Raw genomic sequence first — 12671 nt, 5'->3', positions numbered from 1 at the left:
TCGGCGCCACGCCTGGACCCCACAGGGGCCCCCGCTCAGAACAGCTCGACCTCTCCCTTTATCGGATCGTTTGCCAACTGCTTGAGGTATTGCTTCTCGCGATCGACCAGGGCCGCCTCGTCGCGACCGCGCATCTGGCGCACGCGCGCCTTGCCGGTGGTCGGGAAGAACTGCACCTGGCGCGGATAGATGTCGCCCAGGTCGGACGCCGCCACTGGCAGCCCCTCGGTTTCCAGGTAGCGCTTGACGAAGGCGATGTTGCGCTGGCCCACGTCGGTCATCTGGGTCAGCACCTTGCCGCCGCCGAAGATCTTGATTTCCCAGTCCTCGCGCCGGCCGCCCGCCTTCAACAGGGCGTTGATCAGGTGCTCCATCGCGTCGTTGCCGTAGCGCGCGGCGCGGCCGACGGTGGCCGACCAGCTGTCGCGCTCGGCGCTGCGCTCGCCGGTAGGCTCGGGCAACATGAAGTGGTTCATGCCACCCAGCCGCAGGCGCCGGTCATAGATGCAGGCCGACACGCACGAGCCGAGCACGGTGGAGATCATCTCGTCCTGCCGGCTGATGTAGTACTCGCCCGGCAGCACCTTCACGTTGTAACGCGACAGCGTCGGGTCCCAGAACCGGCGCATGTGCTCGAAGCCAGGCATGACCCGGCCGGGGTCGAAATGACTCAGCGCGGGGACGACGGTGGCGACCTGGGCGACAGCGCTCATGTGCGCTTCCTGTAGACAGTGCGTCCGATCAGTTCGAAATCGTTGCTCAGTCCGTGCATCGACTCGGAGTGGCCCAGGAACAGATAGCCGCCGGACGGCAACATGCGTGCATACCGGGCGAACAGCTTTTCCTTGGTCGGCTTGTCGAAATAGATGACGACGTTGCGGCAGAAGATCGCGTCGAACGGACCCTGCATCGGCCAGTCGTGCAACAGGTTCAACGGCAGGATGGTGACCAGCTCGCGCAGGCGCGGATGCACCGAGGCCAGCCCGTCGTATTCGCCCTGCCCGCGCAGGAACCAGCGCTTGCGACGCTCGTCACTGACCCCGCCCAGGCGGTCGAAGGCGTACACGCCGCGGCGCGCCTGCTCCAGCGCCTGCGGCGACAGGTCGGTGGCCAGGATCTTCGCGTCGATCTTGGCGCCGGTGCGCTCGAGCGCCTCGGCCAGCACCATGGCGATGGCGTAGGGTTCCTCGCCGGTGGAACAGCCTGCGGACCAGATCCGCAGCCGCCCGCCGTCGCGACGCTTCTGCTCGATCCACTCCGGCAGGAGCTTCTCGATCAGCAGGTCGTAGTGATGCATCTCGCGGAAAAACGCGGTGACGTTGGTGCTGATCGCACTGGCCAGCTCGCCCAGCTCGGAGGCGGGGTCGCGCTTGAGCAGCTCGCAGTACTCGCTGAAATCGCGCAGGCGCAGGGCGCGCAGGCGCCGCTGCAGACGCCCCTGCACCAATTGCCGCTTCTGGTCGCTCAGTGCGATGCCGCACTGGTCGTAGACGAACTGGCGCAGGAAGGCGAACTCGGCGTCCTGCAGCGTCGGCCCGTTCAGGCCCGCCGCCGAGGAACCCGCCGAGGCGACGCGATCATCGGTCATGACGGGCGCGGCCATGACTCAGAACTCCTTCCAGGCGCCGGAATCGACCGCCTCGGTCGAGCGCGGAGCAGCCCTGGGGGCAGCCGGCTGGGCCGGGGTGCTGCGCACCGCGGCGAACACCGCCTCGGCCTCGGCCGCCACGGCCTTGGCGCGGGTGGTCACCGACGGCGCCACCTGGCTGACCGACTCGTCGAGCTGGAAGAAGCCCACCTGCTGCGACAGCTCGCCGGCCTGCTCCTGCATGGCGCGGGCAGCGGCAGCGGCCTGTTCCACCAGGGCGGCGTTCTGCTGGGTCATTTCGTCCATCTGCATCACGGCGTGGTTCACCTGGTCGATGCCGGCGGACTGCTCGGCGCTGGCCGCGGCGATCTCGGCGACGATGTCGGTCACCTTCTTCACGCTGTCGACGATCTCGGCCAGCGACTTGCCGGTCTGGTCGACCAGCGTGGTGCCGTTGTGCACCTTCTCGGCGCTGTCCTTGATCAGGCCCTTGATCTCCTTGGCCGCATTCGCGCTGCGCTGGGCCAGGTTGCGCACCTCGGTGGCCACCACCGCGAAGCCGCGGCCCTGCTCGCCGGCGCGGGCGGCCTCGACGGCCGCATTCAGCGCGAGCAGATTGGTCTGGAACGCGATCTCGTCGATCAGGCTGACGATGTCGGAAATCTTGCGGCTGGACTCGTTGATCGCCTTCATCGCGACCACCGCCTGGGTCACCACCTCGCCACCGCGCTCGGCCTGTTCGCGGGCGCCGCGGGCGAGCTGGTTGGCGTGGCTGGCGTTCTCGGCATTCTGCTTGACGGTGGAGGTCATCTCCTCCATCGACGAGGCCGTCTCCTCCAGCGAGGAGGCCTGCTCCTGGGTGCGCTGGCTGAGGTCGTCGTTGCCGCGGGCGATCTGCTGGGCGGCCGTGCTCACTTCACCCGAGCCGCTGCGCACCTCGCTTACGATCGAGGACAGGCGCAGATCCATCGTGCGGAACGCGTCGAGCAGCTCGCCCAGCTCGTCCTTGCGGTTGACCTGGATATCGTGGCCGAGCTTGCCCTGTGCGATCTCGCGGGCGATCTTGCCGGCATAGGCCAGGGTGCCGATGATCGAGCGGCTCAGCGCCAGCGCCAGGAACAGGGCGAACGCCATGCCCAGGCCCAGTGCCACCAGGCTGAAGGCCCGCACCACCTTTACCCGGGAAATCTGCGCCTCGTAGATGCCCTGCGCCTCGTTGCGCTGCAGGTCGATCAGCTTGCTGAGCTGCTCCTGGCGATCCATCAGGAACGGCCGCACCTCCATGTCCAGCACGTCGCCGGCACCGGTGTCGCCGTGGTTGAGCGCATCGATGATGTCCTTGATGCCGCTCTGGTAGTCCGAGTCGCTGGCCTTGTACTTGGCGTACTGCTTCTTGATCGCGTCGCTCTTGGGCAGCGCATCGAACGCCTTCTCGTCGGCGGCGATCATGTCCTGCTGCTTCTGGTAGTCGGCCACCTTCTGCTTGACCTGATCCGGCTTGCTCACGTTGCTGACCGCCTCACCGAGGGTGATGAACGACAGCAGGGAGTGCCGGTTGAGCGAACTGATCAGGTTGGCCGGGACCAGCTCATCCTGGTACGTGCGGCGCAGCGCCTCGTTCTGCAGCTGCATCGAACCGAAGCCGATGACGGCGCCGATGACCAGCATCAGCATCAGCAGGCCGAGCACCAGCCGCAGGCGCCAGCGCAGGTTGAGGGAAGGGAGCTTGAACGAGAGCTTGGGCAGTTTCATGGAATTTCCTGTCAGGCAACGGCTTTGACTTCAGCGGCCGGAGGAAGCGCGGCCTCGAGCATCTGCGCGTCCTGCGGTTGCAAAAGCTTGTCCACGTCCAGGAGCAGCACCATGCGGTCCTCGACCGCGGTGAGACCCTTGAGGTACTCGGTGTCCACGGTGGTGCCCATGTCGGGCACCGGGCGCAACTCGGAGGTCTTCACGTCCAGCACGTCGGACACGGCATCGACCACCACGCCGAAATTGCGCCCGCCCACGGCGACGATCACGGTCACCGTGTTGGGGGTGTACTCCTCGCGCTGCAGGCCGAAGCGCAGGCGCATGTCGATCACCGGCACGATCGCGCCGCGCAGGTTGAGCACGCCCAGCACGTAGGGCGGCGCCTGGGGAATGCGCGTGACCGGCGTCCAGCCGCGGATCTCGCGCACGGCGAGGATATCCACGCCGTATTCCTCCTGCGCGAGGTTCAGGGTGAGGTATTGCGACGTCGGGGCGTCGTGGGATGCAGCGTCAGACATGGAAGGACCTCGTGCGGGGGAGCGCGCAGGGCGCTTGGCGCTTGTTGCTATCAGGGAGCAGATCGGCCGCAGGACGAGGAACTTGAGTGGCCGCGAACGGCCACTCGGGGCGGGAAAATCAGGCCGCGCGGGCCTGGTCGGCGGCGATCGCGGCATCCACCGCCGCACGGTCGGCCGGCGCGACCAGCTGGTCGACATCGAGCATCAGCACCATGCGGTCGGCAGCCGCCGCGGCGCCGCGCAGCCACGCCAGGTCGGCGCGGGCATCCGGCCCTTCGGTCGTACCCGGCTCGTCGGGAATGCCCAGGTCGACCACGTCGGCCACCGCGTCAGCGCGCACCACCAGCGGGCGCCTGCCTCGCTCGAGCAGCACATGCACTGACGGAGCGCCGGCCTGCGCCTGCGGCATGTCGAGCCGGCGGCGCAGATCGACCACCGGGGCGGCCACGCCGGGCTGGTCGAGCCGGCCGACCACGTAGGGCGGCACGCCCTCCAGCGCCACGCTGGCGCAGCTGCCGCGGATCTCCTTCACCGCACCCAGCGGCACGGCGTACAGGTCGTCGCCCAGGATCAGGGTGAGGTACCGGGTGCGCAGGCTGTCGGGGGTATCGGTCATGAGCTGTCCTCCTTGGGGCGGTAAAGCGACACCGCCGGACGCGGCCGGCGGTGCTTCGTGCGGATTCAGAACTCCTGCCACGCGCCGGCGGCGACCGGCTGGGTGACCGGTGCCCGGGGCGCCGCGGGCACCCGGGCCGCCCGTGTCACCGGCGGAGCCGGCGCCCGGACGGGGATGTCCTCCCGCATGGCCGGGACATCGGCCTCGTGGGTGCGGAAGTAGCGCATCTGCTCGGCCAGCGCGGCGGACTGTTCCTGCATCGCGCGCGCCGCAGCGGAGGCCTCCTCCACCAGCGCCGCGTTCTGCTGGGTCACCTCGTCCATCTGCGTCACCGCGTGGTTCACCTGGTCGATGCCGGTGGACTGCTCCTGCGCCGCCGCGGCGATCTCCGCCACGATGTCGGTCACCCGCTTCACGCTGCCGATGATCTCGCCCAGCGCCGCCGCCGATTCGTCCACCAGCGTGCTGCCGGCCTGCACCTTGTCCACCGTGGTGTTGATCAGTGCCTTGATGTCCTTCGCCGCGGCCGCACTGCGCTGGGCCAGGTTGCGCACCTCGGTGGCCACCACCGCGAAGCCGCGACCCTGCTCGCCTGCACGCGCGGCCTCCACCGCCGCGTTCAACGCCAGCAGGTTGGTCTGGAAGGCCACCTCGTCGATCAGCTGGACGATGTCGGTGATCTGCCGGCTGGCCGCCTCGATCTCGCGCATCGCCTCGCTGGCCCGGCCGGCCACTTCGCCGCCGTGCTCGGCCTGCTTGCGGGCACTGGCCGCCAGCTGGTTGGCGTGGCTGGCATTCTCGGCACTCTGCTTCACGGTGGAGGTCATCTCCTCCATCGAGGCGGCGGTCTCCTCCAGCGAGGAGGCCTGCTCCTGCGTGCGCTGGCTCAGGTCGTCGTTGCCGCTGGCGATCTGCTGCGCGGCGGTGGACACCACCTGCGAGCCGCGCTGCACCTCGTGCACGATGCCGGTGAGCTTGTCGCGCATGCGCTGCAACGCACCCAGCAGGCTGTCCGCACCGAACGCCGGCTCGTCCGCCGGCCGCTGCAGGTCGCCGTCGGCGATCCGCGAGGCCATCGCCACCGCGAAGCGCGGCTCGCCGCCGATGTTGTTGCGGATCGAGCGCATCGACTGCCATACCACCAGAATCACCAGCAGGCCGATCACCCCGGCACGCAGCAGCTGCGCCTCCAGGTTGGCTCGATAGGCCGCGTCGATGTTCACGTAGTACGCGCCAGTGGCGAAATGCAGGTCCCACGGCTTGTACCACTGGCTGTAGGAAATCTTCGGCTCGATCTTCTTGGTGCCCGGCATCGGCCACACATACTCGGTCAGGCCATGACCGTCCTTCTGGTCGGCCTCCACCATCAGTCGGTACTGCGACGTGCCGTTGCGGTCGTGCTCGTCGCCCACGTACTTGCCGATATCCTTGCTGCGCATCGGATGCATGCGCAACACCAGCTTCGAATCCAGCGCAAACAGGTAGCCGGTGCCGTTGTCCCAGCGCATCGCCTGGATCGCCGCCAGCGCGCGCTTCTGCGCCTCGGCCTGATCGAACTCGCCGGCAGCGGCACGCTGGCGGAACGACTCGGCGATCGCCATCGCGCTGTCCACGTGGTTGGCCAGGTCGACCTCCAGCGCCGCCATCTGCTGCTTGCGGGTCTCCAGCGCCGTGACCACGGTGAGGGTCGCCAGACCGGCGATCACCAGGACGATCACCAGCCAGACCCGCGCATTGAGGCTCAGGCGATCGAAAAAATGGGAAAGCTTACGCATCGTATCCACCAGCGGTTTTCGTCAAAGCGGGGATGCGCGTACCCCGGGGTATTCCTTGCGCACGCAGGACCGGACCGAGCCGGTTGCCGTCGTTTTCCGACGACGGCGATTCCCCCAACGACAAACCGCGGCGCCCCCACGCCACATCGCGCGATGTCAGGCCGCCTTGCGACGGCTCTGCAGACGCACCAGTCCGGCAATATCCACGATCAGCGCCACCGAACCGTCGGCCAGGATGGTGGCGCCCGAAACGCCCTGCACCCGCCGGTAGTTGGCCTCCAGCGACTTCACCACCGCCTGCTGCTGGCCGTTGAGGCCGTCGACGAACAGGCCCACGCGGGAACCGTCGCCCTCGACCACGATCATCAGGCCGTCCTCGATCTTCTTCACCGCGCCGGCACAGCCGAACACCTCGTGCAGGCGGATCACCGGCAGGTACTCGCCGCGGAAGCGGAACAGCTCGCCGCCACCGGCCACGCTGCGGATCGCGTCGGGCTTGAGCTGCACCGATTCGACGATGGAAACCAGCGGCACGATGTAGCTCTCCTCGCCCACCGCGGCGCTGAGGCCATCGATGATGGCCAGGGTGAGCGGCAGCACGATGGTGAACACGCTGCCCTTGCCCGGCGTGGAGCGGATGGTCACCGAGCCGCCGAGATCGGCGACGTTGCGACGGACCACGTCCATGCCCACACCGCGACCGGAGAGGTCGGTGGTGACGGCGGCGGTGGAGAAGCCGGGCTGGAAGATCAGCTCCGCCACCGCCTCGTCGCTCATGCCCTCACCCGAGGAAATCAGGCCGCGCTGGACCGCCTTGGCGACGATCGCCTCGCGGTTCAGGCCGGCGCCGTCGTCGGCCACTTCCACCACGATCGAGCCGCCGCGGTGGAACGCCTCCAGGCGCAGCGTGCCCTGCTCGACCTTGCCGGCCGCACGCCGCTTGTCGGGCATTTCCAGGCCGTGGTCGATGGCGTTGCGCACCAGGTGGACCAGCGGGTCGCCGATCTTCTCCAGCACCGTCTTGTCCAGCTCGGTGTGCTCGCCGTGCATGTCCAGGCGTACGTTCTTGCCCAGCTTGGAACTGAGGTCGCGCACCAGGCGCGGGAAGCGGTTGAACACCGAACCGATGGGCAGCATGCGGATGCCCATCACGCTCTCCTGCAGCTCGCGCGTGTGACGCGCCAGCTGGGTGAGCCCTTCCTGCAGCATCGCCAGCTTGGCGATGTCGAAATTCTCGCGGAACTGGTCGAGCATCGACTGGGTGATCACCAGCTCGCCGACCAGGTCGATCATGCTGTCGATCTTGTCGATCGACACGCGCACCGAGCTGGACTCGGCGCTGGCCGCCGGGGCGCCCTCGCGCGCGGCGCGCGCGGTGGCCACGTCGGCCACGGCCGCCTTCGGCGCCTCGGCGGCGGCCGGCGGGGCCACCACGTGCAGCGGCTCGATGCTGAGATCGCACTCGTCCTCGACCCAGTCGAACACGCTCTTGATCGCGTCGCGCTTGGTCTGGCCACGCAGCTCGATGGTCCAGCCGATGTGGCACTCGCCCGGCTCGAGCTTGTCCAGCGCCGGCAGCTTGTCGAGCTCGGCGGTGACCTTCATCTCGCCCAGCGCCTTCAGCTCACGCATCAGGCGCAGCGGGTCGTTGCCGCTGGCCGCCATGCCCGGATGAGGGCGGAAGCGGATCACCCAGGCGTCGGCGTGGTCGCCGGAGCGACGCGCCTTCACCTCGGTGGCCGCTTCACGCCCCATCGCCGCCGCCAGCTCCCCGCGCAAGGCTTCGGCCGCCTCATCATTCAACGGCTGCCCGGCCTGGGCACGCGCGAACATGCCGCGCAGGCAGTCCACGCTGCGCAGCAGCAGCTCGATGATCGGTTTGTCGATCGGGCGACGGCCGTCGCGCAGCTCGTCCAGCAGCGATTCGGCCTCGTGGGTGAAGGCCGACATCTCCGGGAAGCCGAACGTGGCCGCACCGCCCTTGATCGAGTGGGCAGCGCGGAAGATGGTGTGCACCAACTCCTTGTCGCCACCCTCGTCCAGCGCCAGCAGCGCCGTTTCCATGTTGTCGAGTCCTTCCAGGCTCTCCTCGAAGAAGACCTGGTGGAACTGCGCCATGCTGACGTTGGCCATCGGTGTTCTCCGGATCAGCCCAGGACGCGGTTGACGGTGGCCAGCAGCTGTTCGGGATCGAACGGCTTGACCAGCCAGCCGGTGGCACCGGCAGCCTTGCCTTCCATCTTCTTGTCGGTATGCGACTCGGTGGTCAGCATCAGGATCGGCACGCCCTTGTACTCGGGCAGCGTGCGCAGCTCGCGCACCATGGAGATGCCGTCCATCACGGGCATGTTCACGTCGGCCAGCACCAGGTCGTACTTGCCGCCCTTGGCCTGGTCCAGTGCCAGCTGGCCGTTCTCGGCCTCGCTCACCTCGTGGCCGGCGCCACGCAGGGTGAACGCGACCATGCCGCGCATCGACGCCGAATCATCCACTGCAAGAATCTTTGCCATCTTCCACCTCGTTTCAGGCCGACCGGACGGCCGGCAGATCCAGTTCCGCGCCCAGCCCCAGCAGGCTGGCCGCCTCGTGCAATACTTCGCTCGCCCCGGCCCAGGACACGCTGCCGCCGGCCGTCACCGCTGCCCGGCGGAACGCCACCAGCAGCTGCATCGCCGCACCGTCGACCTTTTCCACCGCCGCGCCGTCCAGCGTGGCGGCGCCGCCGCCGGCGGCTTCGCGCAACTGCGGCGCCAGGGTGTCGAGTGCGCCCAGGCGGCAGTCCGCCGGCAGCACGATGCCTGCCGCGGCCCCGGTCGGTTTGCTCTTCGATGACGCTTTGCTGCCCATGCACTTGTCCCGTCGGCGGTGTGGCCGGTGTTTCGCTCGGGGGGCTTATCGGCGGGGGCGGCCGAGGCTTTAGCGGCCGGTGCTCCGATCGTCACCGCGTCCGGCATTCCGTGCGGTTGCGCACACGGGGCTAAAGTTCCCGCGCGCGCGGCCGTTAGCCCTCGACAAGCCGCCGTCTGACTGCACGATCTCCGCCGTGGGGCGAAGGAGCCTCGCTTGATCATCCAACCCACCAGCCTTGCCGCACTGACCTGGCTCGGCGCCGCCTCCGGCACCACCGCCGAGAGCTGGCGCATCGGAGTGGTGCTGTCCGCGCGACCGCTGGGCGTCACCGACCAGGGCAAGATCCTGCTGCAGGTGGGCGGGATGGCCGTGGAGGCGGACCTGTCCGGCCAGTCCGGTGGCGGCGGCGCCCCCGATCCCCGATCGATGCTGCTGCCCGGCCAGACCCAGGCGGCGCTGCCGGCGCAGTTCCAGGTGCGGGTACTCAGCCTGGGCAGCCAGCCCACGCTGGAGGTGATGCTGCCGCAGGTGGCCGAATCCACCGCACAGATCGCCATGCGCGAACGGCTGCCCCAGCAGAACGGCTTCGCCCCGCTGCTGGCCTCGGTGCAGGCGCTGTCGCAGCGACCGGTGATGCGGCAGATCCCGGCCGAGCTGCGCCCGGTGCTGGCCCAACTGGAGCAGGCGATCCGTACGCCGGCCGATGTCACCACCGGCGCCGGCCTGCGCGAGGCGATCGTGCGCAGCGGGCTGTTCATGGAGTCCAGCCTTACCCAGGGGCCGCTGCTGGCCTCCAACGTGGGCGAGGACGACTGGAAGGCGGTCCTGCTCAAGCTGTCCAACCTGCTCGCCAGCTACGCCCCGCCGCGTGGCAGCGCCAGCGCCAGTGGCAGTTCGCAGACCGCGCGACCGGCGCTGTCCGGATCCGAACTGGACACCCCGCCGCCGCTGCTCCAGCGTGGCGTGCAACCGCAGGCACGCGCCGCCGAGCTGGCCACCCAGCTCACCCGGCTGGGCGCCGAGGACGACCCGACGCCGGTGCTGACCCAACTGCATACTGCCGTACGTGCCGCGCTGGCCCGGGTGGAGGTGGCCCAGCTGGAAGCCACCACCGTGCCGGCGTGGATGACCGAGATCCCGATCAAGAGCCGCGATGGCAAGGACATCCTGCAGTTGCAGCTCGATCACGTGCCGGGCCCGGAAGGCGAGCCACCGCGGCAATGGACGCTCGGCTTCGCCATCGACCTGCCCACGCTCGGCCCGGTGCAGGGCGAGCTGCACCTGCACGACCTGCGCCTGTCGGTGCGGCTGTGGGCCGAACGCGCCAGCACCACCGACCGGCTGGAGCAGCAGTTCACCGCCCTGCGCCAGCGCCTGGCCGCCTGCGGCCTGCTGCTCGACCAGCTCACCTGCCAGACCGGCCTGCCGCGCGGCACCGGCCGCCAGACCGCCAACCTGCTGAAGGCCCAGGCATGACCCAGTCGCTACCGAATCCGCAACGCCGCGTCACCCTGCGCCTGGGCACCGGCGGCAAGGACGCGCCAGCCGCGCCACGCGTCCCGGCCGAAACCCTGGACCTGCTGCTGGCCCGCGCCCGCGACCAGGGCATCCCGCTGCATCCGGACCCGCAGATTGCCGCCCTGCTCGCCTCGCTGCGCCTGCGCGACGACGTGCCCGGCACGCTCTACGCCGCCGCCGCCTCGGTGCTGGCCTGCGTGTACGAGGCCTCCGGCGAAAAGCTCTAGGCAACCTCGCCCCCGTAGGAGCCCGCTCGCGGGCGATGCTCCTGCTCCTGATCCTGATCCACATCGAAACAAAAAAGCATCGCCCGCGAGCGGGCTCCTGCAACACCCGCGAAGACTGCGCAGGGCCGCCCGCGCCAGCTCGTTCCTCTGCTGGACCGCGCGCGGCGATCCCTTTTGGGAGGGGCTTCAGCCCCGACACCCTTTTCATCGCACCCCATCGCCCGGACCGCCACCCTCACCGATCCAGCGGACTGACCACGCCCATCCCACCCCGGTTGAGCACATGTGTGTAGATCTGCGTGGTCGCCACATCCTTGTGACCGAGCAGCTCCTGGATGGTGCGGATGTCCTGCCCCGCTTCCAGCAGGTGGGTCGCAAAGGAGTGGCGCAGGGTGTGGCAGGTGGCCGGCTTGACGATACCGGCACGGATCCGTGCCGACCTCACCGCCCGCTGCAACTGCGTCTCGCCCACGTGGTGGCGCCGCTCGGTGCCATCGCGCGGGTCGCGTGAACGTTGCGCTGCCGGAAAAACATACTGCCAACCCAGCTCGCGCTGAGCCGAGGGGTATTTGCGGGCCAGCGCATGAGGCAGCCAGACCGCACCGAAGCCGGCGGCGAGATCCTCACCGTGGATGACCGCCACGCGCTCCATCTGCAGGCGCAGACTCTCGTGCAACTTCTTCGGCAGCGGCACGCGACGATCCTTGCCACCTTTGCCGTCGCGCACGCAGATCTCGTTCCGACCGAAGTCCACGTCCTTCACCCGCAACCGGATGCATTCCATCAGACGCATGCCCGCTCCGTAAAGCAGCGAAGCCATCAGCGCGTACTGCCCGTCGAGACGAGCGAGCAGCCGCCCCACCTCGTCGCGCGATAGCACCACCGGTACACGACGGGGGCGCTTGGCGCGCACCACCGTCTCCATCCACGGCAATTCCACGCCCAGCACTTCGCGATAGAGAAACAACAGTGAAGACAACGCCTGGTTCTGCGTCCCGGCCGCAACCTTGCCATCGGTCGCCAACCTGCTGAGAAAGGCCTCCACTTCCATCACCCCCATGTCACGAGGATGCCGCTTCCCGTTGGCCAGGATGAAGCGTCGTATCCAACCGATGTACGCCTGCTCCGTCCGCAGGCTGTAGTGCCGGAGCCGCAAACGCGAACGCACCTGATCCAGCAACCGCGGCGAATTCGCCTCTGTTACACCCTCGTTTCCGCCTGCGTAACTCATACACCCTCACATCCGCCGTGTAACACGAGCAGCATGCGATCCAAACGTCGCCGACACAGTCACGTAACCGCTTGATGACATGTAGGAATTTGTCGCTTGTTGGCGGTCTGGAGCCTCAGGCATACTCGGTGCAACACCCCAGATATGGGGTCTACTAAGCGTTAGGTCTCAGCGGAGTCAGCTGTGCATCAGTCGTTCAAATCAATCATCGGTGCATGTGTGTCGCTCGCTGCAGCAACTACCGTGTGGGCAGGCAACCCTCAGCAAAGTTCTCCAACCACTGCAATTCGTATCGTAGTAACTACGCAGCAGGCCAAGATTCGCGCTGTGGACAACCCTGATAGTTGGTGGCATGACACTAAGGTGCGCACTTGGTTGGTCAAGCGCCCCGTTGAGCCCGGCGTCCTGGACACTACCCACCTATTCATTGTCACCTACAAGATCAATGGCACAGTAGTAGCTAGCTGGCGGGTCAATACACAAAAAGGCACAGCCGTTGCAGTGCATTAGACCTAACAACTCCGTAAGAGACTTCCGATCAACCCCGGGTGCATGACGCCTTTGCCCCAGGCTTTCGGGCCACTGCCAATCTTCAT

12 protein-coding genes are annotated in these 12671 nt (G+C 68.0%); 2 read left to right on the top strand and 10 right to left on the bottom strand.

The genetic code is table 11. From position 1 onward, the window contains the following. Window positions 1–35: 35 nt before the first annotated feature. The 9 genes from cheD to C693_RS0118420 all read right to left on the bottom strand — a co-directional run bounded on the left by cheD (window position 36) and on the right by C693_RS0118420 (window position 9096). On the bottom strand, window positions 36–713 hold the full coding sequence (cheD, locus tag C693_RS0118460) for a chemoreceptor glutamine deamidase CheD (protein WP_017463767.1): 678 nt from the start codon (window positions 711–713) through the stop codon (window positions 36–38). Continuing rightward, window positions 710–1603: a CheR family methyltransferase gene (locus C693_RS0118455; protein ID WP_017463766.1), complete on the bottom strand. Its 894-nt coding sequence runs from the start codon at window positions 1601–1603 to the stop codon at window positions 710–712. Before C693_RS0118455 ends, cheD begins: the two co-directional genes overlap by 4 nt. A 3-nt stretch (window positions 1604–1606) precedes the next feature. After that, window positions 1607–3340: a methyl-accepting chemotaxis protein gene (locus tag C693_RS0118450; RefSeq protein ID WP_017463765.1), complete on the bottom strand. Its 1734-nt coding sequence runs from the start codon at window positions 3338–3340 to the stop codon at window positions 1607–1609. Window positions 3341–3351: 11 nt separating this feature from the next. Continuing rightward, the gene (locus C693_RS0118445) at window positions 3352–3858 is read right to left on the bottom strand and encodes a chemotaxis protein CheW (RefSeq protein WP_017463764.1); all 507 of its coding nucleotides are present in this window, start codon (window positions 3856–3858) and stop codon (window positions 3352–3354) included. A gap of 118 nt (window positions 3859–3976) precedes the next feature. Then, entirely contained in the window at window positions 3977–4474 is a 498-nt protein-coding gene (locus C693_RS0118440) for a chemotaxis protein CheW (RefSeq protein WP_017463763.1), read from the bottom strand. A 65-nt stretch (window positions 4475–4539) separates the two neighbouring features. Continuing rightward, on the bottom strand, window positions 4540–6249 hold the full coding sequence (locus C693_RS0118435) for a methyl-accepting chemotaxis protein (RefSeq protein WP_043599295.1): 1710 nt from the start codon (window positions 6247–6249) through the stop codon (window positions 4540–4542). Between the two features lie 156 nt (window positions 6250–6405). Beyond that, window positions 6406–8382, bottom strand: a complete 1977-nt coding sequence (locus C693_RS0118430; RefSeq protein WP_017463761.1) for a chemotaxis protein CheA — start codon at window positions 8380–8382, stop codon at window positions 6406–6408. A gap of 14 nt (window positions 8383–8396) precedes the next feature. After that, window positions 8397–8759 (bottom strand): response regulator, encoded by a 363-nt coding sequence (locus C693_RS0118425; RefSeq protein WP_017463760.1) that lies wholly within the window; start codon window positions 8757–8759, stop codon window positions 8397–8399. Window positions 8760–8772: 13 nt separating this feature from the next. Continuing rightward, on the bottom strand, window positions 8773–9096 hold the full coding sequence (locus tag C693_RS0118420; RefSeq protein ID WP_017463759.1) for an STAS domain-containing protein: 324 nt from the start codon (window positions 9094–9096) through the stop codon (window positions 8773–8775). Between the two features lie 216 nt (window positions 9097–9312). Between C693_RS0118420 and C693_RS0118415 the strand changes: the two genes are divergently transcribed. Together C693_RS0118415 and C693_RS0118410 are read left to right on the top strand one after the other, a co-directional pair. Beyond that, on the top strand, window positions 9313–10575 hold the full coding sequence (locus C693_RS0118415) for a flagellar hook-length control protein FliK (RefSeq protein ID WP_017463758.1): 1263 nt from the start codon (window positions 9313–9315) through the stop codon (window positions 10573–10575). After that, complete coding sequence (locus C693_RS0118410; RefSeq protein ID WP_017463757.1) at window positions 10572–10844, top strand: hypothetical protein; 273 nt, start codon at window positions 10572–10574, stop codon at window positions 10842–10844. The genes C693_RS0118415 and C693_RS0118410 overlap by 4 nt, the downstream gene beginning before the upstream one ends. 235 nt (window positions 10845–11079) lie before the next feature. Here C693_RS0118410 and C693_RS0118400 read toward each other — a convergent pair whose 3' ends face one another. Continuing rightward, the gene (locus tag C693_RS0118400) at window positions 11080–12075 is read right to left on the bottom strand and encodes an integron integrase (RefSeq protein ID WP_052329421.1); all 996 of its coding nucleotides are present in this window, start codon (window positions 12073–12075) and stop codon (window positions 11080–11082) included. Between the last annotated feature and the right edge of the window lie 596 nt (window positions 12076–12671).

The organism is Dyella ginsengisoli LA-4 (assembly GCF_000334915.1).
GTDB classification, from domain to species: Bacteria; Pseudomonadota; Gammaproteobacteria; order Xanthomonadales; family Rhodanobacteraceae; genus Dyella_A; species Dyella_A ginsengisoli_A.
Note: the sequence above shows the minus strand (reverse complement) of the source record. Positions and strands in the feature narration are given on the sequence as shown.

Excerpts from the sequence above, each read along its gene's own strand:
- cheD (WP_017463767.1), bottom strand. The coding sequence starts at position 713 with ATGAGCGCTGTCGCCCAGGTCGCCACCGTCGTCCCCGCGCTGAGTCAT.
- C693_RS0118455 (WP_017463766.1), bottom strand. The coding sequence starts at position 1,603 with ATGGCCGCGCCCGTCATGACCGATGATCGCGTCGCCTCGGCGGGTTCC.
- C693_RS0118450 (WP_017463765.1), bottom strand. The coding sequence starts at position 3,340 with ATGAAACTGCCCAAGCTCTCGTTCAAGCTCCCTTCCCTCAACCTGCGC.
- C693_RS0118445 (WP_017463764.1), bottom strand. The coding sequence starts at position 3,858 with ATGTCTGACGCTGCATCCCACGACGCCCCGACGTCGCAATACCTCACC.
- C693_RS0118440 (WP_017463763.1), bottom strand. The coding sequence starts at position 4,474 with ATGACCGATACCCCCGACAGCCTGCGCACCCGGTACCTCACCCTGATC.
- C693_RS0118435 (WP_043599295.1), bottom strand. The coding sequence starts at position 6,249 with ATGCGTAAGCTTTCCCATTTTTTCGATCGCCTGAGCCTCAATGCGCGG.
- C693_RS0118430 (WP_017463761.1), bottom strand. The coding sequence starts at position 8,382 with ATGGCCAACGTCAGCATGGCGCAGTTCCACCAGGTCTTCTTCGAGGAG.
- C693_RS0118425 (WP_017463760.1), bottom strand. The coding sequence starts at position 8,759 with ATGGCAAAGATTCTTGCAGTGGATGATTCGGCGTCGATGCGCGGCATG.
- C693_RS0118420 (WP_017463759.1), bottom strand. The coding sequence starts at position 9,096 with ATGGGCAGCAAAGCGTCATCGAAGAGCAAACCGACCGGGGCCGCGGCA.
- C693_RS0118410 (WP_017463757.1), top strand. The coding sequence starts at position 10,572 with ATGACCCAGTCGCTACCGAATCCGCAACGCCGCGTCACCCTGCGCCTG.
- C693_RS0118400 (WP_052329421.1), bottom strand. The coding sequence starts at position 12,075 with ATGAGTTACGCAGGCGGAAACGAGGGTGTAACAGAGGCGAATTCGCCG.